This is a genomic window from Micromonospora polyrhachis, assembly GCF_014203835.1.
GTDB lineage: Bacteria > Actinomycetota > Actinomycetes > Mycobacteriales > Micromonosporaceae > Micromonospora_H > Micromonospora_H polyrhachis.
Genome location: NZ_JACHJW010000001.1, coordinates 328869 through 354694, shown reverse-complemented (window position 1 = coordinate 354694; position 25826 = coordinate 328869). Strand labels below are relative to the sequence as shown.

Sequence of the window (25826 nt, the reverse complement as noted above, 5' to 3'; positions counted from 1 at the left end):
AACGAGGGTTAACTTTCTGGGAAGAAGTGATTAGGAATGCATGCTTAGCTGCATTACGCGCGTGATCGGCGAACGAACGCCGATTAACGAGGTGGGTTGGTCGTCATTGGGCGGTCCAACCACCATCCACATGCAGGATGCTGCCGGTGACGTAGCTGGCAGCGTCCGACGCCAAGAACGCGACAGCGCCGACAACCTCACTCGGCAGGCCGAACCGGCCCATCGGGATCCGCTCGCGCAACCGTTTCGACCACTGGTCGTGGCTGCGTAGTCCCTCCGTCATCTGCGTCTCCAGGTAGCCGGGTGCCACCGCGTTCACGCGTACGCCGGCGGCCGCCCACTCCAGCGCCAACGTCCGGGTGAGCTGCTCGACCCCGCCCTTGCTGGCGCTGTACGCGGCCAGTCGAGGAAAGCCAACCTGGCCATGAACCGATGACATGTTGACGATGCTGCCCGCGCCCTGCTGGATCATGAACGCCCCGGCGGCGCGGGAGCAGATGAAGACCCCGGACAGGTTGGTGTCGATCACCTGCTGCCAGTCTGCGACGCTCAGCTGCTCGCTGCGCCGCAGCGCGGGACTGATCCCGGCGTTGTTCACCAGGATGTCGAGGCGACCCCATCGTTGCCGGGCTAACGCCACGACGGCGTCGGCAGTGGACTCGTCGGTGACGTCACCGACGACGATGTCCGCCGTGCCACCAGCAGCCACGATTCGGTCCCGTACCGCCTGCAGCGCGTCCATCCGGCGCGACTGGAGGATCACGGCCGCGCCGGCCTCCGCCAGGCCTTCGGCGACCGCCGCTCCCACGCCTTGGCCGGCCCCCGTCACCCAGGCGACCTTGCCCTCAAGAAGTCCCTTGCCCATGGTCATGTCGGATTCCTCTCTGGGGAGGTGGCGCCGCGAACTCAACGCCGCGACGACCTGCCCGTCGACAAGCCGCAGGCTCATCGCCACGGGCACCGCCATACTGCCTCGGTCATGTCTGCCCTGTGTGGCCCGCCTGCGCCGGGCCTGCTGGCGTCCTTCGGACGGAGTCTGCTCGCACACGCAGGCTGGGATCAGGCCTCGATCACATGGCACTCGACGCCAATGATCTCGACCAGGGCGGCGCGCATCTCGGCGAACTGCTTATCGGACAGCTGAAGCCGGAGGTGCTGTGGTCGGGGGAAGCCCAGACTTCTCTTACACGACCACGGGTTGCGCCTGAGGATCCGCCCGATGGGCCGCATCCCTGACGGCACCGGCTGATCCGACGCGGGCGGCGACCGGCCGGCGGGCGATGTGACAGGGGGTCCGGCACGCCCGGATGGGATTCGATCGGTAAGCGGCATTCCAGATTTCCCGCCGACCGGGTGTTCAGTGGGGGAACGCCCGGGGGACGCGTGAGCTGTGGAGTTCGTCGCGGAACGCGTGGATGCGGGTGATGACCTGTCGCCGGCCGACGGTGTTCTCGATGCGGTCGAGATACAGGCATCGGGCGGCGAGTTTGTCGAGGTCGACGGTGAAGTAGATCGCCATGAGCGGGTTGACGAACAGATCACCGCTGCCGGTGCGTCGGGTGGACCGGATGTCTCCGAACGCACCGCTGGTGGCGGCGGCGATCTGACCTTGGACGATGCTCGGCCGGTCCGGGGTGGTGGCCTGGGCGTCGGCGACAGCATCGCGGTACAACGTCGCCTCCCGGCTGGCACCGGGGATGGACAGGGCACCGAGGTAGCCGCCGTCGCGGTCGAGTGCGGCGAGGTTTTCCAGCACCTGGACGTGGTTGACGCCGTCGTAGGCGTCGATGCCGAAGCCGAGGCTGGTCACCAGCTTGACCGGCACGTCCAGCTTGGCCACGGCCGCCAGGCTGGTGATGTCCTCCACGGGGGTGCCGAGATCGCTTTCGTCGCCGCGTAGCAGAACGTCCGTGCCGCCATCGACCAACACCACCGCGTCGATGTCGAGTTGCTCGACCAGGTGCCGGTAGGCCGCCCGTAACGGCTGGACACCGAGTGGCGGAAAGGCGTACACGGTCGACGGCAGTTCCTGAGCCGCCAGCCACCGGGCGAGCGTCCGTTCGGGGAAGTACCAGTCCGGGCTGCCGGTGTCCGGCCGTACCGCCGCGACGGACTCCGCCACCCACGCGTCCCGGTCGAGCAACTCGAGCTCCGAGAAGGACAGACTGGCCAGGTACACCTGTGCGCCACCGCTCCACAGGGCGAACGCCAGGGGTAGGCCGGCGTACACGTCGAACCCCCCACCCGCGCCGGCGATGAGGATGCTCCGCGCCGGAGCCAGCGCGGCGAACAGCGGTGGAACGGCCAACGAGAACGCGCCGGGGTCGGCCGGCAGCGCGACAGTGTCCATCACCGCTCAATTGTCAGCCACCCGGCAAGCGGATCACTCGGGCCAGAGCCACGAACGACTCGACCTGCGCGACCGCGTGCAGGCGGTGGTCTACGCCCACCGGCGCGGTCTGGTGACCTGAGACATCGGGTGCGCGGACGATGGGGTGGTTTCACGCTATCCTGCTGGTTGAGTCGCTGGGATAGACGGTGGCTTCGTAGACGGCGGGGCTGAGGTAGCCCAGGGTGGAATGCCGGCGGCGGGTGTTGTTCCGCACTGGCCTTTGCCTCCGATCGCCAGGCACACCTCGTGCCGTCCTGCGTACGCGGACGTATCGGATCAGGTCTTGGGCTGCGACGAGGCAAGATTGCGACGACCGGGGACGAACGGGACGCCAAGCTCAGGAGGGCGTACGACCGCGCAACCCGACCCATTACGCCAGGGTCGGGGCAGGGCAGGTTAGGCGGCCGATCCGCCTGGTCCGGAAGTACCCGCCCGAATCGGGGCCTTGGTCCCACCCGATAGAGGGCCAAGGGCACCCGAAAACCATCCATTACCTGAGGACTATGGGGGTGTGCCACCTGCCTGGCACCGACGACCCGACCGGTCGTCGCCGTTGCCACGTAGGAGACCGCCGTGTCAGCACAACGCCCGTCGGACGCAGCCCGGACGCCCGCGATGGATCAGGTTCCCGGCGTGGCACCACTGCTGGCCACGCGGCGTTTCCTGACCCGCGAGACCGTCGGCGACCACGGGCGCACCCTGCACCAGATGGACGGCAACGCGTGGGACGCGTTCTACCGGGACCGCTGGCGTTATGACCGGGTGGTCCGGTCGACCCACGGGGTCAACTGCACCGGTTCCTGCTCCTGGAACGTCTTCGTGAAGGACGGGTTGATCACCTGGGAGCATCAGGCGACCGACTACCCGACGACCGGGCCGGATTCGCCGGACTACGAGCCGCGTGGCTGCCCGCGCGGTGCCTCGTTCTCCTGGTACGAGTATTCGCCCTCCCGGGTCCGGCACCCGTACGTGCGGGGTGTGCTGGCCGAGATGTTCCGTGAGGGGCTCCGGCGCCTGGGCGACCCGGTGCTGGCCTGGGCCGACATCGTGGAGACCCCGCTCAAGGCGCGCTCCTACAAGACCCAGCGGGGGCGCGGCGGCTTCGTTCGCGCCACCTGGGACGAGGTGACCACCATGGTCGCCGCCGCCCACGTCTACACCACGAAGAAGTACGGTCCGGACCGGGTCGTGGGCTTCTCGCCGATCCCCGCGATGTCGATGGCCTCCTTCGCCGCCGGCACCCGCTACCACGCCCTGCTCGGCGGCACCCTGCTGAGCTTCTACGACTGGTACGCCGACCTGCCCATCGCCTCCCCGCAGATCTGGGGTGACCAGACCGACGTGCCCGAGGCCGGCGACTGGTGGAACGCCACGTACCTGATGATGTGGGGCTCGAACATCCCGGTGACGCGTACGCCGGATGCGCACTTCCTGGCGGAGGCCCGGTACAAGGGCACGAAGGTCGTCGCGGTGAGCCCGGACTATGCCGACAACGTCAAGTTCGCCGACGACTGGCTGGCACCGCACCCGGGTACCGACGGCGCGCTGGCGATGGCGATGGGGCACGTCGTGCTGGCCGAGTTCTTCCGGGACCGGCAGGTGCCGTACTTCACCAACTACGTCCGCCGGTACACCGACCTGCCCTTCCTGGTCACCCTCCGCGAGACCGCGACCGGCGCCTGGACCGCGGACCGCTTCCTGACCGCCGCCGACCTGGGCGAGGCGAACGGCACGCACAAGACCGTGCTGGTCGACGAGCGCACCGGAGAACTGGTGGTGCCCAACGGGTCGCTCGGCTTCCGTTACGGCGAGGCCAACGCGGGCAGCTGGAACCTCGACCTCGGTGACGTGGTCCCGGCGCTGGGGCTGCTTGGCCACAGCGACGAAGCGGTGGAGGTCGACCTGGCCCGCTTCGACGTCGGCGAGACGGAGGGCGGAGCCACCATGCGCCGCGGCGTGCCGGTCAGGCGCGTCGGCGAGCACCTGGTCACCTCGGTCTACGACCTGCTCATGGCGCAGTACGGCGTGCGCAGCGGCGACCTGCCGGGCGACTGGCCCACCGGGTACGACGACGCGGACGCCCCGAACACCCCGGCCTGGCAGGAGCGCATCACCGGCGTTCCGGCCGAGCTGGCCGCCCGTATCGGCCGGGAGTTCGCCCGCAACGCCGAGCGCAGCGAGGGTCGCTCGATGATCGTGCTGGGTGCCGGTGCGAACCAGTGGTTCCACTCCGACATGACCTACCGCGCCTTCATCTCGCTGGTCACCCTGACCGGTTGCCAGGGCGTCAACGGCGGCGGCTGGGCGCACTACGTCGGGCAGGAGAAGGCTCGGCCGATCACCGGCCAACAGCACATGTCCTTCGCCCTCGACTGGCACCGGCCGCCGCGGTTCCAGGCCAGCACCCCGTTCTGGTACCTGCACACGGACCAGTGGCGGTACGAGCCGGTCCCGGCCGACGAACTCGCCTCGCCGCTGGGCACCGGTCGGCTGACCGGCATGACCTTCGCCGACACCATTGCCGCCGCGCAGCGGATGGGCTGGAGCCCCGGCCATCCCGCCTTCAACCGCAACCCCCTCGATCTGACCGACGAGGCGGCGGCGGCCGGGGTGAGCGTGCAGCAGCACATCGTCGCCGAGCTGAAGGCCGGCCGGCTGCGGGGTGTGGCCGAGGACCCGGACGACCCGGCGAACTTCCCGCGCTGCCTGACCCTGTGGCGGGCCAACCTGCTCGGCTCTTCGGGCAAGGGCAACGAGTACTTCATGCGGCACCTGCTCGGCGTGGATTGGTTGGCCAGCGCGACCGAGTGCGAGCCGGACCAACGTCCCCGCGACGTGGCCTGGCGTGAGGAGGCGCCGACGGGCAAGCTCGATCTGCTCACCTCGATCGACTTCCGGATGACCAACAGCGGCCTGCACTCCGACGTGGTGTTGCCCGCTGCCACCTGGTACGAGAAGCACGACATCTCCACCACGGACATGCACCCGTTCGTGCACGCGTTCAGCCCGGCGGTCGAGCCGCCCGCTGACGCGCACACCGACTACGACACCTTCCTGGCCCTGGCCGACAAGGTCAGCGAGCTGGCCGTGACCCACCTGGGGGTGCGCCGCGACGTGCTGGCCGCGCCGCTGCAGCACGACACTCCCGACGAGTTGGCCACGCCGAGCGGCCGGGTGCGGGACTGGAAGGCGGGCGAGTGCGAGCCGGTACCCGGCTCCACCATGCCGAAGCTCGTCGAGATCGAGCGGGACTACACGCAGATCGGTGCGAGGATGCGCGCGGTCGGCCCGCTGCTCGACAAGCTGGGCACCACCACCAAGGCGCTGACCGTCAACGTCACCGCCGAGCTGGAGTACCTGCGGCACCAGAACGGGGTCATCCCCGACGGGCCGTGCGCAGGACGGCCGTCGCTGGCCACCGCCGACCGCATGTGCGAGGCGATCCTGGCGCTCTCCGGCACCACCAACGGCCGGGTGTCGGCGGCCGGCTTCGAGGTCCTGGAGAAGCAGACCGGCCAGGCGTTCGCCGACCTGATCGCCGGGCACGAGAACGACCGGATCACGTACCCGGACACGCAGCGGGCACCGCAGCCGGTCTTCACCAGCCCGGAATGGTCGGGGTCGGAGAAGGGGGGACGTCGCTACTCGCCGTTCACCCTCAACGTCGAGCGGCTCAAGCCCTGGCACACGATCACCGGTCGGCAGCACTTCTTCCTCGAACACGACTGGGTGGCGGAGCTGGGCGAGCAGCTGCCGGCCTTCCGGCCGCCGCTGAACGTGGCGCGCAACTTCGGTAAGCCGGGGGAGGTCGTCGACGGCGGAGTGACCGTACGCTTCCTCACCCCGCACGCGAAGTGGTCGATCCACTCGATGTACCACGACAACGAGTTGATGTTGGCGCTGTCGCGGGGCGGCCCGGTGGTCTGGATGAGCGTCGAGGACGCCGAGAAGGTCGGCGTACGCGACAACGACTGGGTCGAGGCGCACAACCGCAACGGTGTCATCGTCGCCCGGGCGGTGGTCAGCCACCGGATGCCCGAGGGCACGGTCTTCCAGTACCACTCGCCGGAACGCACGGTCAACGTGCCCAAGGCGGAGAAGAGCGGCCGGCGTGGCGGCTATCACAACTCGATGACCCGGCTGCTGGTCAAGCCCACCCACCTCGCGGGTGGACACGCCCAGTTCACGTATGCCTTCAACTACTACGGCCCGATCGGCAGCCAGCGCGACGAGATCACCGTGATCCGCCGTCGCACGCAGGAGGTGGAGTACTGATGAAAATCCGTGCCCAGGTAGCAATGGTGATGAACCTGGACAAGTGCATCGGGTGCCACACCTGCTCGGTGACGTGTAAGCAGACCTGGACCAACCGGGAGGGCACCGAGTACGTCTGGTTCAACAACGTCGAGACGAAGCCAGGCATCGGCTACCCGAAGCACTACGAGGACCAGGAACGCTGGCGGGGCGGCTGGCGGCTGGACGGGAAGGGCCGTCTGGTGCTGCGCTCCGGCGGCCGGGCCAAGCGCCTCAGCCGCATCTTCGCCAACCCGGATCTGCCGACCATCGACGACTACTACGAGCCGGCCACCTTCGACAAGGACATCCTGGTCAACGCCCCGGCCGGTCTGAAGGACACCCCGGTGAAGCGGCCGTACTCGGCGCTGACCGGTGAGCCGATGGCAGTCACCTGGGGTGCCAACTGGGAGGACTCGCTCGGTGGGGCGCACGAGCGCGCCGACGGTGACCCGAACCTGGCGAAGATGCCCGCCGAGGCCGCCGCGAAGGTCAAGTTCGAGTTCGAGAAGACCTTCATGTTCTACCTACCTCGCATCTGCGAGCACTGCCTCAACCCGGCCTGCGTCTCCGCCTGCCCCTCCGGCGCCATGTACAAGCGCGAGGAGGACGGCATCGTCCTGGTCGACCAGGACCGCTGCCGTGGGTGGCGGATGTGCGTGTCGGCCTGCCCGTACAAGAAGGTCTACGTCAATCACGCCACGGGCAAGGCGGAGAAGTGCACCCTGTGCTACCCGCGCATCGAGGCGGGGCAGCCGACCATCTGCTCGGAGACCTGCGTCGGCCGCCTGCGGTATCTGGGCATCGTCTTCTACGACGAGGACGCGGTGCTCGCCGCCGCCTCCGTCGAGGACGAGCACGACCTGCTGGACGCCCAGCGTGCGGTCTTCCTCGACCCGCACGACCCGGCCGTGGAGCGCGCCGCCCGGGACGCTGGCATGCCGGACGAGTGGATCGACGCGGCGAAGCGCTCCCCGATCTGGAAGCTGATCTCCGAGTACCGCATCGCGCTGCCGCTGCACCCGGAGTACCGCACCCTGCCGATGGTCTGGTACGTGCCACCGCTGTCGCCGGTGCTGGATGCCGTCGGTCAGGCGGGCCGCGACGACGCCGACGCCGACGACGTCTTCCACACCATCCGTGAGCTGCGCATCCCGGTCGAGTACCTGGCCGAACTCTTCACTGCGGGCGACGCCGAGGTGGCCGCCGGTGTGCTGATGAAGCTTGCCGCGATGCGCTCCTACATGCGGGCCCGCACCCTCGACGGCACCGTCGCACAGGAGCTGCTGGACGGCATCGGTATGACCGCCGACCAGGTCGAGGAGATGTATCGCCTGCTGGCGATCGCTAAGTACGACGAGCGGTACGTGATCCCGGCCGCACACGCCAAGGACGCCGCCGCCCTGGAGGCGCAGGCCGCCGCACACGGCGACTGCTCGCTGGACTGCGAGGGCGGCCCGGGGATGAGCGAGCAGTTCCACCTCAACGGGGGCACCAACGCGGATTCCGGCCTGTTCCGGCGTACCGACGGCCGGCGCGGGCTCGCACTCAACCCGCTGCGGGGACACTCATGATCGCCACAACCCCGGCCGACCGGGCCCGGAGCTTCAGTCTGGTCTCGCTGCTGCTCGGCTACCCCGACGCGGAGCTGCTGGACGCCGGTCGGGAGCTGCGCGCGGCCGCCGCCGACCTCGAAGACCCGACGGTACGCGCCCAGGTCGGGGAGTTCCTCGACTGGCTGCTGGCCGCCCCGCTGATCGACGTCCAGCGGGAGTACGTACAGACCTTCGACCTGCGCCGCCGCAGCGGTCTCTACCTCACCTACTACCTGCACGGCGACACCCGCAAGCGAGGCATGGCACTGCTCGTGCTCAAACAGCGGTACCGCGCACACGGGCTGCGGCTCGCCGACGGCGAACTACCCGACCTGCTGCCGGTCGTCCTGGAGTTTGCCGCCATGGTCGGACCCGGCGACGGCGAGGCCCCGCTGCGCCAGCACCGGCAGGGCATCGAACTGCTGCGCGCCGCGCTGACCGACTCCGGCACACCGTACCGACTCCTGCTCGACGCGGTCTGCTCGATGCTTCCCGAACTGACCGAGGAGGACCGGGCCGCCATCGCGGCACTCGCCATCGACGGGCCACCGGTCGAAACCGTCGGCCTGGACAGCATCGGCGCCGGTCCCGACCTGCACGACACCCACCTCGCCCCGTACCCTTCCTGCTCCTTCGCGGAGGCCTCACGATGACCACGCTGCTCTGGGTCGTGCTCCCGTACATCTGCCTCGCGGTCTTCATCGCCGGGCACGTCTGGCGCTGGCGGCACGACCAGTTCGGCTGGACCACCCACACCAGCCAACTGTTGGAGAACCGCCTGCTGCGCCTCGGCTCGCCGCTGTTCCACCTCGGCGTGCTCGGCGTCCTCGGCGGTCACGTCCTCGGCCTGGTGATACCGGCGTCGCTCACCGAGGCGGTCGGCATCTCCGAGCACACCTACCACCTGGTGGCGGTCTCGGCCGGCTCGGTCACCGGCATCATGCTCATCGCGGGGCTCGCGCTGCTGATCGCCCGCCGCTTCGTCAACGGCCGGGTCCGGCGCAAGACCACCGTGATGGACCAGGTGCTCTACACCTTCCTCGCCGTCATTGCCGTCCTCGGCATGGTCGCCGTGGTGGGGGAGAACATCTTCGGCGGCGGCTACGACTACCGGGCCACGATCGCCGTCTGGTTCCGTGGCATCTTCTGGTTCCAACCACACACCGAGCTGATGGCCGGGGCACCGTTGGTCTACCAGCTGCACGCCATCAGCGGCTTCCTTCTCCTCGCGCTCTGGCCGTTCACCCGGCTGGTGCACGTCTGGTCCGCGCCGCTGGCGTATCTGTGGCGCCCGTACGTCGTCTACCGGGGTCGCCGTGGCCCAGCCCCGGTCGCGGCCCCGACGCCCGCCGCAGTCCGGGACGCCGAGCGCCGGCCCGTGTCATCCGGACGATGACGCTGATTGTTCCGCTCCAGCACCGTGGCCACGACGCTGATTGTTCCGCTCCAGCAGCGTGGCCACGGTGCCCTGGCTAACGTATGCGGGTGCCTACTCAAGGGGACCAGATGGAGAACGACTACCTGCCGGGCATCTACCGGCAGTTCCAGGAACGCTTCCCGGACGTCGCGGAGGCGCAGGGCGCGTTGGCACGCACGATCCGGGACCGTAATCCGTTCGACGAGAAGACCGACCGGTTGATCAAGCTGGCGATGGCGATCGGTGCCGAGGCCCAGGGGGCCGTGCGATCCAACGTCCGCAAGGCCCTCCAGCACGGAGCCACGCCCGACGAGATCCACGCGGTCGCCCTCGCCGCCATCACCACCTGCGGGTTTCCCACCGCGATCGCCGCGCTGGGCTGGATCGAGGAAGTCACCGAGGCGGTGTGAGATCCTTCCCGCCTGCGACCGGGTTTCCACGGAAGGAATCGGATGAAGGCCACGGAGAATCTCTGGCTACGCAAGATCGCCGAAGACCCCAGCCACTCGCGCTGGTACATCCAGCGGTTCCGGAACCTGGCCGCGCGCGGTGCCGACCTGGCCGGTGAAGCCCGGCTGGTGGACGCGATGGTGCCGCGCGGCGCGCGGATCCTCGATGCCGGCTGCGGCACCGGGCGAGTGGGCGCGCACCTCGCGGCGGCCGGGCACCAGGTGGTCGGGGTCGACCTGGACCCCGAGCTGATCGCCGAGGCCCAGGCCGCCCATCCCGGGCCGACCTGGCTGGTGGGTGACCTCAGCGAGCTGGACCTGCCCTCGGCCGGCGTCCCGGCCGGCTTCGACGTGATCGTCTGCGCCGGCAACGTGATGACCTTCGTGGCCCCGTCCACCCGGCGGGAGATCCTCTGCCGCTTCCGTGCCCACCTGGCCGACGGCGGCCGGGTCGCCGTCGGATTCGGCACCGGACGCGGCTACGGGTACGACGAGTTCCTCACCGACGCGAAGGCCGCGCGCCTGGCACCGGACCTCCTGTTGAGTACCTGGGACGTGCGCCCCTACACACCCGACTCGGACTTCCTGGTCGCCCTGCTCACCGCCGCCTGAGCACGGGCGCGTCGTCCGACCGCGGGGCGCGCCGGTCAACCGGTGCCCGTCCAGCGTCCACCACACGCACAGCGGGATACCACCGGCGCAGGTCGCGTTCCAGACGGTGACGCAGGGTCAGGTGGGCGGCGGGACAACCGTGGCAGGTGCCGGTGAGGCGGACGGTGACGACGCCGTCGCGCACGTCGACCAGGTCGATCCGGCCGCCGTGGGAACGGGCATACTGACCGACCGCTCCGTCCAGCAGCCCCTGGACCACCGGGTACAGCAGGGCGTCGACTCCGGAGCTGTCGGGTTCGTTCGCCGCGATCCACCCGGCGGGCTCCTCAAGGGCCGCGTGGATCGCGGTGCGTACCCGGGGAGCGTCGGTGGACCAGCTGCGGCCGTGGCCGAGCCGGGTCATTACCGCAGCGGGCTCCACCACGATCTCGGCGAGGGTACCGTCGGCCAACAGCGTCGCCAGTGGCACCGGGGCCGCCGCGACGGCACCGGTGACGCTCAGCAGGCCGGCGGGGATGATCCAGCGCACCCGGTCCGGCTCGCCCGGACATGGCTGGGGGTGGATGGGAACCATTGTCGTGCTACCCGGTCACCAGGCCGGTGACGAACCGGGCGAGGTAGGCCATCAGCCAGGCGGTCACGGCGAGGTAGCCGAAGGCGACGGCGGGCCATCTCCAGGTGCCGGTCTCCCGACGGATCACCCCGACGGTGGCCATGCACTGCAGGGCGTACGCGAAGTAGACCAGCAGCGCGGCGACCGTGGGTGGCGTGAAGACCCGCTGCCCGGCGCGGTCGCCGTCGGAGTACGTCATGGCGCGTAGTGCCTCGGCCGGGTCCTCCGGGTCCTCGGCCGCCGCGACCTGGCCGAGAGTGGCCACGAACGTCTCCCGGGCCGACTGGGCCGACAGTATCCCGACGTTGATCCGCCAGTCGAAGCCGAGCGGGTCGAACACCGGCGCCACCAGGCGGCCGAGGCCTGCCGCATAGCTGTGGTCGACGGTGTAGGCGGAGACCGCCGCCGGGTCGCCGGTGTCGACACCGGCCGCACCCAGTTGGGCGGCCGAGTGCAGCGGCAGGTTCAGCAGCAGCCACAGCACGATGGTGGTGGCCACGATGATGGTGGAGCACTTGCGCAGGAACGACCGGGCGGAACTCCAGACGGCGATCAGGACCGACCGGGGCGAGGGTAGCCGGTAGGGCGGCATCTCCAGATAGAACGGCATGAGTGTGCCACCCCGGCCGCCGAGCTTCTTGAACGCCCACGCGGCCAGCATCGCCGATACGGCACCGAGTACGTACAGACCGAACATGACCAGGCCCTGCGCGCCGAACGGGCCTACCGAGGCCGACGGGTCGACCAGGAGGTCGACCAGCAGGACGTAGACCGGCAGTCGGGCGGAGCAGGTGATCAGTGGCGCGGCCATCATGGTGGCGATCCGGTCCCTGGCCGACGGCAGGGTCCGGGTGGCCATGATGCCGGGGATCGCGCAGGCGAACGAGGAGAGCAGCGCGACGAAGGCGCGACCCTCCAGCCCGGCGCGGGCCATCACCCGGTCCATCAGGAACGCCGCCCGGGACATGTACCCCACCCCCTCGAGGAGGGTGATCAGCAGGAACAGCAGCATGATCTGCGGGACGAAGACCAGGACGCCGCCCACCCCGCCGATCAGCGCGTCGCCGAGCAGAGAAGCCAACCAACGGTTTTCCACGTGGGCGGCGACCAGGGCCGCCAGAGCGCCGAAGCCAGCCTCCACCCCATCCTGTAGGGGGGCGGCGACGGTGAACAACGTCTGGAAGAACAGCACCATCACCGCGAAGAAGACCACCGTGCCCCAGACCGGGTGCAGCAGAACGCCGTCGACGCGCTGCGTGATCCGGTGCCGCTCGGGGGCGCGGTAGTCGGCGTACGTCAGGACGGACTCGACCCACGCGTCCCGCTCGGCCGGCTCGGTCGGCGGCGCGAGCGGGGGAACCGACCACGCCGCCCAGTCGGCCAGTGCTTCGCGCAGCTCCGTGAGCCCGTACCGGCGATGGCCGACCACCCGCAGCACCGGTGTGCCCAGTGCCTGGGCGAGCGCGTCGATGTCCAGGTGGCCCTGACGGCGGGCGAGTTCGTCGGTGAAGGTGACGACCACACACACCGGCAGACCTCGGGCCAGAACCTGTGCGACGAACCCCAGCGACCGGCGCAGGGTGGTGGCGTCCACCACCACCAGCAGCGCGTCCGGCCGGTCCACGCCATCGGCGCGGCCATCGAGGACATCGACCATGATCCGTTCGTCCGGGCTGACCGGCTCCAGGCCGTACGTGCCCGGCAGGTCCTCGATGACGTACTGGTCCCGTCCTACCCGGCAGGTTCCCACGGACCGGGCCACCGTCACCCCGGGATAGTTACCGGTCTTGCCGCGCAGTCCGGTCAGTGCGTTGAAGATGCTGGTCTTGCCCGCGTTCGGGGCACCGACCAGTGCGATTCGCGGCGCCTGGGTCGCGACCGTGTCCGTACCACCGCTGTCGTGGCACCCGGCGGTCAACGGTCCACCTCGACCACCCGTACGCACGTTGCCTGCGCCCGACGTAGGCACACCTCGTAGTCCTTCACCCGGTACAGCACCGGGTCGCCCAGCGGCGCCCGCCGCAGCACCTGCACCACCGTGCCCGGGGTGAACCCGAGATCCGCCAGGCGCCCGGCGGTGCCCGGTGTCGTCGCGATGATGCCGGTGACCCTTGCCCGAGCGCCGGGCGGCAGGTCGGTGAGGGTGCCGGTGCTGACCCCGACGTCCGGGGAGAGTCGACGGCGTTGCCGCTCGGCGGTGCGTGTGCTGGCCATCCGTAACCTCCGGCAGTTGGCCTCGGTGCCTCCAGTTGTAAGGGCAGGCTAACCTTGCACTCCGCGCCGGGCGCGGGCCGTTGGACCTGATTCTGCACCGATGAGTCGTGACTCATACCGGGTCAGGGATGCGCCACCAGCTCGATGAGGGCGCGCAGTCGCAGCGGCATCTCCTCGCACAACGAGATCGCCGTGTTGGTCCGCAGCACACCCGGTGCCGCGAGGATGACGTCGGTGATCCGTTGCAGGTCCGCCGTATCGCGCGCGACCACCTTCACCAGCAGATCCGCCTCGCCGGTGGTCCGGTGCATCTCGATCACCTCGGGCACTGACCGCAGCGCTGCGGTCGCATGCACCGAACTCGCCTGGCTCAGGGCAATGGACACGAACGCCACCAGCTGACGCCCAAGATGGGCGGGATCGACCCTGCGGGTGAACTCCCGCAGCGCCCCGTTCTGCCGCATCCGCAGCAGCCGCGCGCTCAGCGTGTTGCGGGCGATGCCAAGCCGCTGCGCCAGCGCGAGTGCCGTGGCATCCGGATCTTCATCCAGAGCCAGCAGAATCCGCGCATCGAGATCATCCACTTGAGCAGTATGGCACCAGAGCACGGTAACCAACTACAGCATGCTCAACTGAGAAGGGTTCTCTTGCGCATATGAAAACGATCGTGGAGGGTGGCCGAGTGATTACGTCGCACGCGCCCCAGAATCTGCGACGGAGCCCCGCCCCGCGTTCGGTGTTCTCCGCCGGGGCCCCATGCCGCTTCGGTCACCGGGCGACATCGTCGGCCGCCCGATGACCATTCCCGCCGCCGAACTCGCTCCGCCCCGCTCCGCGGTCCGACACAGCATCGTCGAGGACCTGCTGGCGCTGGCCACCGGGACACTGATCGCCGCGATCGGGCTCCACCTCATCAAGACCGCCGGCGCGGTCACCGGAGGAACCGCCGGGCTCGTGCTTCTGCTGACCCACCTGTTGCCCTGGCAGTTCGGCATGATCTTCGCGCTGGTCAACCTGCCCTTCGCGGTGCTGGCCTGGAACCGCAAGGGGCCGCGTTTCGTGGTCAGCTCCGTACTCGCCATCGTCTTGCTCTCCACCTTCTCGTCGTTCCAGCCCCGGCTACTGCCTCTGGACGGTGCCAACCCCGTGTACGCCGCCCTGGTTGGCAACCTCGCTGCCGGAATCGGGCTCCTGATCGTCCTGCGCCACCACAGCAGCCTCGGCGGCTTCAACGTGGTAGCCCTGGTCTGCCAGGAGCGCTTCGGCTGGCGCGTCGGCTACGTGCTGCTGGCCCTCGACGCCACCGTCGTGGTCCTTTCGGCGTTCACCGCCCCCCTGCCCACCGTCGCACTGTCCGCAGCAGGGGTGGCCATTCTCAACCTCGTGCTGGTCATCAATCACCGTCCGGGCCGCTATCCCGAGGCGTTGTAGCCCGGGTTCGGAAGCGTTCAAGACCATCGCGACGTGATGGCCTCGAACGGTCCACGACCTGCCCCGCGCCACTTCGGCGGATGCCGGCGGCCGTCATCAGACGTACGGTCCTGCCCCGGTCCGGGCAAGCTCGGGTACGCCCCAGCCGTCGGGAACGGGCAGGTCAGCTTTTCGTCGGGCCATGATGGCGGCGCCGACCTGCGCGGCCTGAGCGCCGAAGGCGGATCGCAGCAGCGGAGGTGGGGTCCGCCAGGCGAGGGCCGCGTGCAGGGCGTCGCGTACCGGGTCGAAGAACAACACACCCGCGTCGGCGAGCCCACCGCCGAGGATGATGCGGGCCGGGTCGAGGGTCAGGGTGAGGGTGGCCAGGGCAGTGCCGAGAGCCTGGGTGGCGTCATCCCAGACGGTGCGGGCCACCGGATCGGTGGCCACCGCCTCGGCGATGGCCTGGCTGTCCAACCCGGGGGTTCCGCCGAGCCGGGCGTAGCGGCGGGCCAGCCCTCCGGCGGACGCGTACACCTCCAGGCAGCCCCGCTGCCCGCAACTGCACGGCTCCCCGCCGGGATAGACCGGCATGTGGCCGACCTCGCCGGCCGAACCGGTCGCGCCCGGCACCGGCGCACCGTGCACCACCACCGCCGCGGCGATGCCGGTGCCCAGCGGTAGCAGCAGGAAGTTGTCCAGCCCGCTGGCCGCTCCGGCTACCGCCTCGGCGATGCCGGCCGCCCGCGCGTCGTGCCCGACCGCAACCGGCAGCCCGAGGTCCGCCCCGATGAAGGCGCGTAGTGGCACGTTGCGGAACCGGAGATTGGCGGCGTACCGCACCACACCTTCGGTCTCGTCGACGAGTCCCGGGGTGACCACGCCGATCGCGGCGGGCGTGGCACCGAGGGCGAGCGCGTCGTCGCGCAACTGGCGGCACAGGGAACGGACGGCTTCGACCGGGTCGTCGTCGGCCCGCGACGGCACGACCAGTGCGTGACGGAACTGGCCATCCTCACCGAACACGGCCCCCTTTATGGTCGTCCCCCCGACGTCGACAGCGAGGACGCACTGGCCTTCGGATGATCGCGTCACGCGATCAACCCCGGCACCACGGTGAGGTCCGCGGTGAAGTCGTGGTCCAGGGGAAACACCGGTCGCACCACCTTCTGGTACGGCAGTCGCCCGAGGTCCTGGTCGACGCCGCCCGGGGTCAGGGCGAGCAGCCAGTCCCCGGCAGCCTCGAACAGTTCGGGTTCGAGATAGCCGATCTTCACCACGACGAGATCCATCTCGTCGACCGTGATGCCCAGCCGTGCGTAGGAGTCCAGCAGGCGGTACTGCATCCGGCGCGACGTGACGAAGACGCTGAGCCCACCGACCCGTACGCTGACGCACCGCCCGCCGTCGGGATCGTCGGCGACCGCCTCCAGGATTCCGTCGAGAGGGAGCGGGCCCGGCTCCCGGGAGTCGATGCGTCCGCCGACCGTCACCTGCACCGGTGAGCCGAGCGGCTGGTCGGCGATCTGCGTGACGGCCTGTGGGTCGACCAGCGATGCGCACACGGCGCGGCGCGAGCCGTCGCGGATCTCGGGGCGGGCCAGCATCCGTTCGAGGGCGAAGGTGACGTCGTCGGCGCCGCCGGCACCAGGGTTGTCGCCCGAATCGCTGATGAAGAACGGTCGCCGACCCGGATCGGCGACCGCTGCCAGGGCGGTGTCGAGGCACTCGTCCATCGAACCGGTGGGGGCGACGAAGGTGAACTCGTCGCGGGCCGCCCAGAAGTGCTCGCCGAGCTCCCGGGCCGCCTTGGCGCTGGCGGTGGCGTCGGTGCCGGTGACGACGACCGCGCCCCGGCAGCGCGGCTGGTCGGCCCAGGCGAACCCGATCCAGATCGCCGCGTCGAGGATGCCGTCGCGGGTCTCGATCTCGGGGATCCGTGCGTAGAGTCCCCGGGCCGGCTCCTCCCGGGTGCTGGTCATCTCGCCTGGCAGCAGGATCGGTACGTGGACCAACGCCTTGTGCGGGCGCTGCTGTCGGCGCAGCGCCTCGATCAGGTTCCGGGCGGCGCGTTCACGGGTCTCCCAGACGTCGACGTGCGGGGCGGTCCGGTAGCAGGTGAGCAGGTCACAGGCGTCGAAGAGCACCTGCGACACGTTGCCGTGCAGGTCCATGGCGGCGGAGACGAACGGCTCCGGCCCGATCACCGACCGGATGGCGGTGACCAGGTCACCCTCCGCGTCGTCACTTCCGACGACGGTCATCGCACCGTGGAAGTCCAACAGCATGCCGTCGAGCGGACCAGCCGCATCGAGCTTCGCCACCATCTCGCTGGCCCAGGCCTCGTACGCTGGCCGGTCCACCGCTCCGCCGGGCAGCGCCCGAGCGTGCACGAGTGGGACCCACTCGACGTCGGCGGCCCAGGGCGCGACGGGGGAGAGCCAGTCGTATCGCGCCAGTAGCGCATCGTCCCGGGTGACCTCGAAGTCGTGGGCGGTGCTCAGGTGGGGCGAGAACGTGCTGGACTCGATGTGGATGCCGCCGATGGCGACGCGGAGGGGACGGGGCACGGGTGTGGGCTCCTCAGGAGGGTCGTACGTCGGTGGTCGTGCGGAGCAGGTGCCCGAGGCCCACCAGGGCCGCATCCGGGCCCGCGACGCTGGCTTCGATGGTCAGGGACTGGGTCATGGAGGGTAGACAGCGCCCGTAGAGCATCCCCCGGGTCGCGGCCACGTAGACGTCCAGGCTGGACAGCGCGCCGCCGATGACGACGGCGTCGGGGTTGAGGAAGTTGACCAGGCCGGAGAGGGCCACGCCGAGCAGGCTGCCGGCGTGGCGTACCCGGGTCACCACGGTCGGATCGGCGTCGCCGACCGCCGCCATGATGTCTTGGATCGAGGTCGCCGACGAGCCCTGCCCGGCCAGTTGGCGGGCCAGGGCGGCGCCGCTGGCAACGGTCTCCAGGCAGCCCCGGCTGCCACAGGAACACTCCTGCTCTCCGCTGTCGGCTACGCGTACGTGCGTGACGTCTCCGCTGAGACCGCGACCGCCCCGGTAGATCTGTCCGCCGCTGACCAGGCAGGCGCCGATGCCCGTACCGGCCTTGACGTAGATCATGTCGCCGAACTCGTTGCCTCGGATGACGTACTCGCCGATCGCCGCCGCCTTGGCGTCGTTGTCGACGACCACCGGCACCTGGAAGTGCTTGGCGAGGTGTTCCCGCGCGGAGACGCCGCTCCAGCCGGGCATCCGGGCGGGGCCGACCAGCCGTCCACCGGGGAACTCGACCGGGCCCGGCAGTGCGACGCCGACCCCGAGCAACTCCTGACCTGGCGCGGTATCGGCCTGGAGCCGTGCGAAGGTCGCCGCGACGATGTCGAACACCTCGTCGGGTCCGGCGGCGATGTCGATGGACACCTCCTCAGTGGTGCGTAGCCCGCCGTCGGGCCCACACAACCCCACCCGGGCGTGCCTGCCGCCCAACTCCGCGACGGCGAGGACCCCCTTGGTTTCCCGTAGCCGCAGGATCCGGGGGCGTCGTCCCCCGGTGGACCGGCCCACCCCCTCCTCGAGGAGGACGCCCTCCTCGAGGAGTCGGCGTACCACGCTGGTGACGGTCGAGGGGGCGACCTGTAACGCTTCGATGAGGTCGGCGCGCGAGGTGGCGGTGCCGTTGGCCAGCAGGTCGAGGGTCTGCTCGCGCAGCGTGGCGGAGATCGATGGTTCCAAGGTGCCTCTCCTTGTTTGGGCGGTCCTCTGGCGCGCCTCAGTGTGTCGCAGTGCCACGGGGTGCGGTCCGGAGCCCACGCGAAGAGTATCGCCCATGCTTCGCCGACTTTGAGCGTACCCCGGTCAAAGCTGCCGAATAAAGAGAGTAACTTTCGTTGACTTGGCACTTCGGCGCGGTTACATTCTCCGCGTCGAACGTCGAGGAGCAGCTCGGACGGCTGGTCGCGTGGCGATGCCGCCGGCACCCGGAGACGCGGGGCAGTGCACATCAATCGAGGAGACTCATGAGGAGCAGATTTCCCGGGCGCGCGCTCCGCCGCGCGGTGGCGATAGCCAGCACGGTCGCCCTCGGGGCGAGCCTGGCCGCCTGCGGCGGCGGCAGTGATCCGTCGAAGGACGGCGGAAGTCAGGGCAAGGACACCGTCACGGTCGCCTTCCGTACCCCCAACTGGATCCTGCCGATCTCGGCGCCCGGCTACACGCAGGGCGAGAACGCCATCTTCGGCCAGGCGCTGTACCGATCCCTCTACCAGTACAAGCTGGACGGCACCGCGCAGTACAACATCGACCCGCAGCGCTCGATGGCCGAGCCGCCGGTGGTCAGCGACGGCGGCAAGACCCTCACCATCACCCTCAAGGACAACACCTGGTCCGACGGCAAGCCCGTCACCACCAAGGACATCCAGTTCTGGTACGACCTCGTCACCGCCAACAAGGACAAGTGGGCGTCGTACCGGGCCGGTGGCTTCCCCGACAACATCGCCCAGTGGTCGGTCAAGGACGACAAGACCTTCTCGATCACCACCACGAAGGCGTACAACACCGCGTGGTTCGTCGACAACCAGCTCAACCGCATCACCCCTCTGCCGCAGCACGCGTGGGACAAGGACTCCGCGACCGCGGCCGTGGGTGGGCCGGCCAGCACCCCGGAGCGCGCCCGGAAGGTCTTCGACTTCCTCACCGCCGCCGCCAAGGACCTCAAGACGTACGACTCCAACGAGCTGTGGAAGGTCAACAGCGGCCCGTGGAAGTTGGAGCGGTACGTGCCCAACGGTGAGGTCACCCTCACCGCCCAGCCGAAGTACTCGGGGGTGGACAAACCGAAGCTGACAAAGGTCGTACTCCGGCCGTTCACCAGCGACGACGCCGAGTTCAACGTGCTGCGTGCGGGCGGCATCGACTACGGGTACGTGCCCGCTGCCAACGTGTCGCAGGAGGGACATCTCAAGTCCAAGGGCTACACGATCTCTCCCTGGTACGGCTGGTCGATCACCTACCTCCAGCTGAACTTCAACAACCCGAAGACCGGGGTGCTGTTCCACCAGCCGTACCTGCGGCAGGCGCTGCAGATGCTCATCGACCAGCCGACCATCAGCAAGGTCATCTGGTCCGGCACCGCCGCACCCACCTGTGGGCCGGTGCCGGCCAAGCCGGGCACCGGCGGCACCGACGCCGCCGGCTGTGCCTACTCGTTCGACCCGGCGAAGGCCAAGGGCCTGCTGGAGAGCCACGGTTGGAAGGTGACCCCGGACGGGCAGACCACCTGCCAGGCACCGGGCGCCGGGCCGAACCAGTGCGGCGAGGGTGTCGCCGCCGGCACGCCACTGGCCTTCACCGTCACCAGCCAGACCGGGTTCACCGCCACCACCAAGATGTTCGCCGAAATCAAGTCGCAGATGGCCAAGCTCGGTATCCAGCTGACCATCAAGGAGGTGCCCGACTCGGTCGCGGTCACCCCGACCTGCAAGTCCACCGAGGCGGCCTGCTCGTGGGACATGTCCTTCTTCGGCTCGCAGGGCAGCTGGTACTACCCGGCGTTCGCCAGCGGTGAGCGGCTCTTCGCCACCGACGCCCCGGTGAACCTGGGCAGCTACAGCAACCCCGAGGCCGACCGGCTCATCGAGGCCACGCAGTTCTCCGGCGACGAGAGCACGCTCAAGGCGTACAACGACTTCCTCGCCACGGACCTGCCGGTGCTCTGGATGCCGAACCCGGTGTTCCAGCTCTCGGCGTACCGGTCCGGCCTGCAGGGAGTCGAGCCGCAGGACCCGATGAACCTCATGTACTTCCAGGACTGGTCCTGGAAGTGACCGATCACTGATCGCCCCGGCCTCGGCGGCGCCCACCGCGCCGCCGAGGCCCCGACCGGAGAGGAGGCACGGCCCAGGTGGTCCGCTACCTCATCACGCGCTTGGGTCAGGCCCTCATCGTCGTCGCACTCGTCACGGTGATCGCGTTCCTCATCCTGCATCTGCTCCCCGGGGGCGCGGCGCGAGCCACCCTCGGCAAGGAGGCGACGCTGGAGCAGCTCGCGGCGTTCAACCACGAGATGGGCTACGACCGGCCCTGGCCCCAGCAGTACGGCATGTTCGTACAGCGCATGCTGCACGGCGACCTCGGCTACTCGTACCAGCTCAACCAGTCGGTGACCGAGGCGATCGGACAACGACTGCCGAAGACGATGGTGCTCTCGCTGCTGTCGACCCTGCTCGCCGTCGTGGTGGCCATTCCGCTCGGGGTGATCCAGGCGGTACGCCGCAACCGCTGGCCCGACTACACCATCACCTCGTTGTCGCTGCTGGCGTATGCCACGCCCATCTTCTTCATGGGCCTCATGATGATCATTCTCTTCTCGCAGGTCTGGCCGATCCTGCCACCGGAGGCGCCACAGGGGTTCACCGTGGCGGAGATGCTCGGCGACCCGGCCGGGCTGGTCCTCCCCACGGTCACGCTCGCCATCGTCACCGTCGCGGTCTACTCGCGGTACGTCCGCTCCGCCATGGTCGACAACCTCAACGAGAACTACGTCCGCACCGCCCGCAGCAAGGGCCTGTCCGAAGGGCGCGTGGTGCTGCGGCACACGCTGCGCAACGGGTTGTTCCCGGTCATCACGCTGCTCGGCATGTACCTGCCCGCGCTGTTCAGCGGCGCGTTGGTCGTCGAGTCACTGTTCAACTTCCCCGGCATGGGGCAGCTGTTCTGGCAGGCGGCGCTGAAGCGTGACTTCCCGATCCTGCTCGGGGTCACCGTCATCATCTCGATCGCGACAGTCGCCGGTGCGCTCGTCGCCGACCTGCTCTACGCCGCCGTCGATCCTCGGGTCCGACTCCGCAGGAGCACCTCATGACCACATCTTCCGAGGCGGTGCGCCCAGGTACGGCCGCCGACCAGACCTCCGACCCGGGCGAGGGGCCGGTGCGCGGCCTCTGGCGGCAGGGGTTGGTCGTCTTCTGCGAGAACCGGCTCGCCCTGGTGGGCCTGGGCCTGTTCGTCCTGCTCGCCGGGATCTGTTTCCTCGGCCCGCTCTTCTACCGCACCGACCAGGTGCACACCGACCTCACGGCCGTATACCTGGCCCCTGGTGAGCAGGGACATCCGCTCGGGACCGACGGGCTCGGCTACGACCAGTTGGGCCGCCTCATGCTCGGTGGGCAGACCTCGATCGTGGTCGGGCTCGCGGCGGGAGTCCTCGCCACCATCATCGGCACCCTGTGGGGGGCGGTCGCCGGCTTCGTCGGCGGCTGGGCGGACTCGGCGATGATGCGGGTGGTCGACGCGATGATGTCGATCCCGTCGCTCTTCCTCTTCATGCTGCTGGCCGCCATCGTCACGCCGAGCGTGCCGATGCTCATCTTCATCATCGGTGCCTTCGCCTGGTTGGGGCCGGCCCGGCTGGTTCGCGGCGAGGCGCTGACCCTGCGGTCCCGCGAGTACGTCCAGGCCATGCGGGCGATGGGTGGGACGGGCGGCCGGGCGGTACGCCGGCACATCGTGCCGAACGCCATCGGGACGGTGATCGTCAACGCGACCTTCCAGGTCGCCGACGCGATCCTGTACGTCGCGTACCTGTCCTTCCTGGGCCTCGGCGTGCCCCCGCCGGCGGCGAACTGGGGCGGGATGCTCTCCGACGGCCTCACGAACACCTACAGCGGCCACTGGTGGCTGCTGTATCCGCCCGGGATCGCCATCATCCTCATCGTCCTCGCCTTCAACTTCATCGGCGACGGGCTGAGGGACGCCTTCGAGGTCCGCCTCCGGCGGAGGTAGCAGGAGCACAAATGATCGAATCGACCGAACCGACCGTGCGGCGCTCTCCGGGGGCGGCGGACACGACGGGCGACCAACCCCTGCTGGAACTGCGCGATCTCGACACCGACATCGCGCTGCGCCGCGGTACCGTGCACGCCCTCGACGGGGTCGACCTGGAGCTGATGCCGGGGGAGACCCTCGGTGTCGTGGGTGAGTCGGGCAGTGGCAAGACGATGACGGCTCTGTCGATCATGGGGCTGCTGCCGCCCGGTGGCCGGGTGTGCGGAGGGCAGATCCTGTTCGAGGGCCGGGACCTGCGGTCGTTGCCCGCAGGCGAGGTACGCCGGATTCGTGGTGTGCGGATGGGCATGGTCTTCCAGGACCCGCTCACCTCGCTCAACCCCACCATGCGGATCGGTGTCCAGGTCGCCGAGCCGTTGCGGGTGCACGAGCGGGTGGGCAAGGCGGAGGCCCGGGAACGGGCCATCGATATCCTGCGCAGGGTCGGGATGCCGCGCCCGGATCGGATCGTCGACAACTACCCGCACGAGCTGTCCGGCGGGATGCGGCAACGGGTCGCCATCGCGATGGCACTGGTCTGCTCACCACGCCTGCTCATCGCCGATGAGCCGACCACGGCGCTCGACGTCACCACCCAACGCCAGATCCTCGAACTCATCGACGACCTGCGGGAAGAGTTCCGGATGGCCGTCATTCTGGTCACCCACGACCTGGGGGTGATCGCGGGCCGGGCCGACCGGGTCGCCGTCATGTACGCCGGCCGGGTGGTGGAGACGGCCGCGACCGAGGAACTCTTCCACTCGCCTCGGCACCGCTACACCCAGGCACTGATGGAGGCGCTGCCTGAGTCGGCGATCCGGGACTCTGGTGAACACGCCCGGCTCTACAGCATCCCGGGACTGCCACCGGACCTTTCCCGGCCCCTGACCGGCTGCCGCTTTGCCCCCCGCTGCCGGTACGCCACCGACGAGTGCCGCAGCGCCGAGGTGACCCTGTCGGCCGGTGAACACCAGCACGCCTGTCTGCATCCGGTGCCCGTGGCATCCGTCGTACCGGTCTCGTTGCCGACCCCGGCCCGGGTCGAGCCGGTTTCGGCGCTGGCCAGCCGGGCGGCCGGGACAGGCAAGCCGACGGCGGGGCCCGCTGAACCGGCGGTTAGGCCCGCTGAGCCGGCGGCTGGGACAGGTGAACCGGTGGCCACGGCAGGTGATCCGACGGCGACACCGGTCCTGTCGGTGCGGGCGCTGGTCAAGGACTATGCCGCGAACAGCGGAGGGCTGCTGCGGCGTACCGCCGGGCAGGTGAGCGCCGTGGCGGGTGTCTCGTTCGAGGTCGGTCCGGGAGAGACGTTCGGACTGGTCGGTGAGTCCGGCTGCGGTAAGTCCACCGTGGGCCGTCTGGCCGTCGGGCTGGAGCGGCCGACTAGCGGGCAGATCATGTTGGACGGTACCGATATCGCCAGTCTGACCGGACGGGAACGGCGCCGGATGCACCGGCAGGTCCAACTGATGTTCCAGGACAGCTATGCCGCGATGAACCCGCGAATGCGGGTCGACGCCATCCTCGCCGAGCCGCTGGAGATCCAGAAGGTGGGCGACGGCGCGGCCCGACGGGCTCGCATCGCCACCCTTCTCGACCAGGTGGGGCTGTCGCGGCGGGTTTTGGAGCGCTATCCCCACGAGTTCTCCGGCGGCCAGTTGCAGCGAATCGGGCTGGCCCGGTCGCTGGCCCTGCAACCCCGGCTGATCGTCGGGGACGAGCCGGTGAGCGCGTTGGACGTGTCGATCCAGGCACAGGTCCTCAACCTCATGAAGGACCTACAGCGCGAGCTTGGTCTGGCGTACGTCTTCATCAGCCACGACCTGTCCGTCGTCGACTACATGGCGGACCGGATCGGCGTCATGTACCTCGGCAAGCTCGTTGAGGTCGGCCCCGCCCGGGACGTGGTCCGGGCGGCCCGTCATCCGTATACGCAGGCGCTCATCGACGCCGTTCCCTCAGTCACCCCGAACACCCCAGCCGTGCGTGATGGCGTCACCATCCGAGGCGAACTGCCCAGCGCGCTGAATCCGCCCACCGGATGCCGGTTCCGGACCCGCTGCCCCCTGGTCCAGGAGATCTGCGCGACGGAGCCGCCGCTGGCTGGCGACGGGCACCAGGTGGCCTGCCACTTCCCGCTACGCGCGGAGTCGGCGGCGGCCACTGTGGACACCGGAGCCGTCCGATGAGCCCGACACGTCGCACGATCGTGGAGATCTGTGTGAGCGACGTGCCGACCGCGCTGGTGGCCGAGGCAGCCGGGGCCGACCGGCTGGAGCTATGTGCGGACCTTGGCCAGGGCGGTACCACCCCCAGCCTGGGGGCCGTTGAGGTCGCCCTGCGGACGTTGCGCAGGGCGGGGGTACGGGTCATGGTCCGCCCCCGGGGCGGCAACTTCCGGGTCAGCGAGATCGAGAAGCAGGTCATGCTCGCCGACATCGAGGCCATCCGCGGCCTGCCCAATCCGCACGGTCTCACTGTCGGGGTGGTGGTCGGTGCCGTCACCACCGACGGCGGCCTCGATCTGGCCGTACTCCGGCATCTGATCGAGGCGGCGGGACCGCTGCCGGTGACCGTGCACAAGGCCTTCGACGAGATCGGCGACCAGTTGGAAGCGATCGAGGAGATCATCGACCTCGGGGCCGAGGCGGTGCTCACCTCGGGTGCGGCACCCACCGCGCTGGCCGGTGCCGCACGGATCGCAGCGCTGCGGCAGCAGGCCGGTGACCGGTTGCGGGTCATCGCCGCCGGCGACATCCGGTCGCACAACGTCCAGCGGGTGCTCGCCGAAACCGGGGCGCAGGAGGTGCACCTGCGGGCACCGATCCGGCGCGGTGGTCGCGAGGCCACGGACGGCCACGAGGTACGCCGGGTCGTCGCCGCCGTGCGTGGCGGTTGACCTGGCGCTCAGTCTTCGGTGGTGGGAGACGGAAGAGCCTTCCACCACCGAAGAACGTCGGAGACGCCAGTGCGTCGAAAGAACGCTGCTGATCTCGTTGACGGTCGACTG

At 69.6% G+C, this 25826-nt stretch carries 21 protein-coding genes; 12 read left to right on the top strand and 9 right to left on the bottom strand.

The genetic code is table 11. The annotated features are described in order from the left end of the window. Window positions 1–103: 103 nt before the first annotated feature. Window positions 104–871, bottom strand: coding sequence for an SDR family NAD(P)-dependent oxidoreductase (locus tag FHR38_RS01305; protein WP_184532051.1), 768 nt, complete (start codon window positions 869–871; stop codon window positions 104–106). Between the two features lie 486 nt (window positions 872–1357). Next, window positions 1358–2350 carry a DUF1152 domain-containing protein gene (locus FHR38_RS01300; RefSeq protein WP_184539089.1) on the bottom strand — a complete coding sequence of 331 codons (993 nt, stop codon included), beginning with the start codon at window positions 2348–2350 and terminating at the stop codon, window positions 1358–1360. A gap of 657 nt (window positions 2351–3007) precedes the next feature. On the opposite strand from FHR38_RS01300, the gene FHR38_RS01295 reads away from it, so the two are divergent. From FHR38_RS01295 to FHR38_RS01270, 6 genes are all read left to right on the top strand, one after another. Continuing rightward, a complete protein-coding gene (locus FHR38_RS01295; protein WP_221449294.1) occupies window positions 3008–6667 on the top strand; it encodes a nitrate reductase subunit alpha in 3660 nt (1219 codons plus the stop codon). Beyond that, on the top strand, window positions 6667–8259 hold the full coding sequence (narH, locus tag FHR38_RS01290) for a nitrate reductase subunit beta (RefSeq protein ID WP_184532047.1): 1593 nt from the start codon (window positions 6667–6669) through the stop codon (window positions 8257–8259). Before FHR38_RS01295 ends, narH begins: the two co-directional genes overlap by 1 nt. After that, complete coding sequence (gene narJ, locus FHR38_RS01285; RefSeq protein ID WP_184532045.1) at window positions 8256–8933, top strand: nitrate reductase molybdenum cofactor assembly chaperone; 678 nt, start codon at window positions 8256–8258, stop codon at window positions 8931–8933. The genes narH and narJ overlap by 4 nt, the downstream gene beginning before the upstream one ends. Then, on the top strand, window positions 8930–9676 hold the full coding sequence (gene narI / locus FHR38_RS01280) for a respiratory nitrate reductase subunit gamma (RefSeq protein WP_184532043.1): 747 nt from the start codon (window positions 8930–8932) through the stop codon (window positions 9674–9676). Before narJ ends, narI begins: the two co-directional genes overlap by 4 nt. A 110-nt stretch (window positions 9677–9786) precedes the next feature. Further along, entirely contained in the window at window positions 9787–10107 is a 321-nt protein-coding gene (locus FHR38_RS01275) for a carboxymuconolactone decarboxylase family protein (RefSeq protein ID WP_184539087.1), read from the top strand. 42 nt (window positions 10108–10149) lie between these two features. Continuing rightward, window positions 10150–10758 (top strand): class I SAM-dependent methyltransferase, encoded by a 609-nt coding sequence (locus tag FHR38_RS01270; protein WP_184532041.1) that lies wholly within the window; start codon window positions 10150–10152, stop codon window positions 10756–10758. On the opposite strand, the gene FHR38_RS01265 is transcribed toward FHR38_RS01270, so the two are convergent. The 4 genes from FHR38_RS01265 to FHR38_RS01250 form a co-directional block, all read right to left on the bottom strand. After that, the gene (locus FHR38_RS01265) at window positions 10745–11332 is read right to left on the bottom strand and encodes a NifU family protein (protein ID WP_184532039.1); all 588 of its coding nucleotides are present in this window, start codon (window positions 11330–11332) and stop codon (window positions 10745–10747) included. The genes FHR38_RS01270 and FHR38_RS01265 overlap by 14 nt on opposite strands. A 7-nt stretch (window positions 11333–11339) precedes the next feature. Further along, window positions 11340–13289, bottom strand: a complete 1950-nt coding sequence (gene feoB / locus FHR38_RS01260; protein WP_184532037.1) for a ferrous iron transporter B — start codon at window positions 13287–13289, stop codon at window positions 11340–11342. Further along, window positions 13286–13585: a FeoA family protein gene (locus FHR38_RS01255; protein ID WP_184532035.1), complete on the bottom strand. Its 300-nt coding sequence runs from the start codon at window positions 13583–13585 to the stop codon at window positions 13286–13288. The genes feoB and FHR38_RS01255 overlap by 4 nt, the downstream gene beginning before the upstream one ends. Before the next feature lie 122 nt (window positions 13586–13707). After that, entirely contained in the window at window positions 13708–14169 is a 462-nt protein-coding gene (locus tag FHR38_RS01250; protein WP_184532033.1) for an Lrp/AsnC family transcriptional regulator, read from the bottom strand. A 211-nt stretch (window positions 14170–14380) separates the two neighbouring features. Here FHR38_RS01250 and FHR38_RS01245 point away from each other — a divergent pair, with 211 nt between their 5' ends. Then, entirely contained in the window at window positions 14381–15016 is a 636-nt protein-coding gene (locus FHR38_RS01245) for a YitT family protein (protein WP_184532031.1), read from the top strand. A 96-nt stretch (window positions 15017–15112) separates the two neighbouring features. Here the strand turns inward: FHR38_RS01245 and FHR38_RS01240 are convergent, their stop codons facing one another. Genes FHR38_RS01240 through FHR38_RS01230 form a run of 3 tightly spaced genes read right to left on the bottom strand, consistent with a single transcriptional unit; the run spans window position 15113 to window position 18727 of the window. After that, window positions 15113–16093 (bottom strand): ROK family protein, encoded by a 981-nt coding sequence (locus FHR38_RS01240; protein ID WP_184532029.1) that lies wholly within the window; start codon window positions 16091–16093, stop codon window positions 15113–15115. Further along, entirely contained in the window at window positions 16090–17568 is a 1479-nt protein-coding gene (locus FHR38_RS01235) for a M81 family metallopeptidase (RefSeq protein ID WP_184532027.1), read from the bottom strand. Before FHR38_RS01235 ends, FHR38_RS01240 begins: the two co-directional genes overlap by 4 nt. Before the next feature lie 13 nt (window positions 17569–17581). Further along, complete coding sequence (locus FHR38_RS01230; RefSeq protein ID WP_184532025.1) at window positions 17582–18727, bottom strand: ROK family protein; 1146 nt, start codon at window positions 18725–18727, stop codon at window positions 17582–17584. 284 nt (window positions 18728–19011) lie between these two features. Here FHR38_RS01230 and FHR38_RS01225 point away from each other — a divergent pair, with 284 nt between their 5' ends. The 5 genes from FHR38_RS01225 to FHR38_RS01205 all read left to right on the top strand — a co-directional run bounded on the left by FHR38_RS01225 (window position 19012) and on the right by FHR38_RS01205 (window position 25715). Further along, window positions 19012–20817: a peptide ABC transporter substrate-binding protein gene (locus FHR38_RS01225; RefSeq protein ID WP_184532023.1), complete on the top strand. Its 1806-nt coding sequence runs from the start codon at window positions 19012–19014 to the stop codon at window positions 20815–20817. Between the two features lie 77 nt (window positions 20818–20894). Further along, window positions 20895–21854, top strand: coding sequence for an ABC transporter permease (locus FHR38_RS01220; RefSeq protein ID WP_184532021.1), 960 nt, complete (start codon window positions 20895–20897; stop codon window positions 21852–21854). Then, a complete protein-coding gene (locus FHR38_RS01215) occupies window positions 21851–22774 on the top strand; it encodes an ABC transporter permease (protein WP_184532019.1) in 924 nt (307 codons plus the stop codon). Before FHR38_RS01220 ends, FHR38_RS01215 begins: the two co-directional genes overlap by 4 nt. 11 nt (window positions 22775–22785) lie before the next feature. Further along, entirely contained in the window at window positions 22786–25005 is a 2220-nt protein-coding gene (locus FHR38_RS01210; RefSeq protein ID WP_184532017.1) for an ABC transporter ATP-binding protein, read from the top strand. Beyond that, complete coding sequence (locus FHR38_RS01205; RefSeq protein ID WP_184532015.1) at window positions 25002–25715, top strand: copper homeostasis protein CutC; 714 nt, start codon at window positions 25002–25004, stop codon at window positions 25713–25715. The genes FHR38_RS01210 and FHR38_RS01205 overlap by 4 nt, the downstream gene beginning before the upstream one ends. Window positions 25716–25826 lie beyond the last annotated feature (111 nt).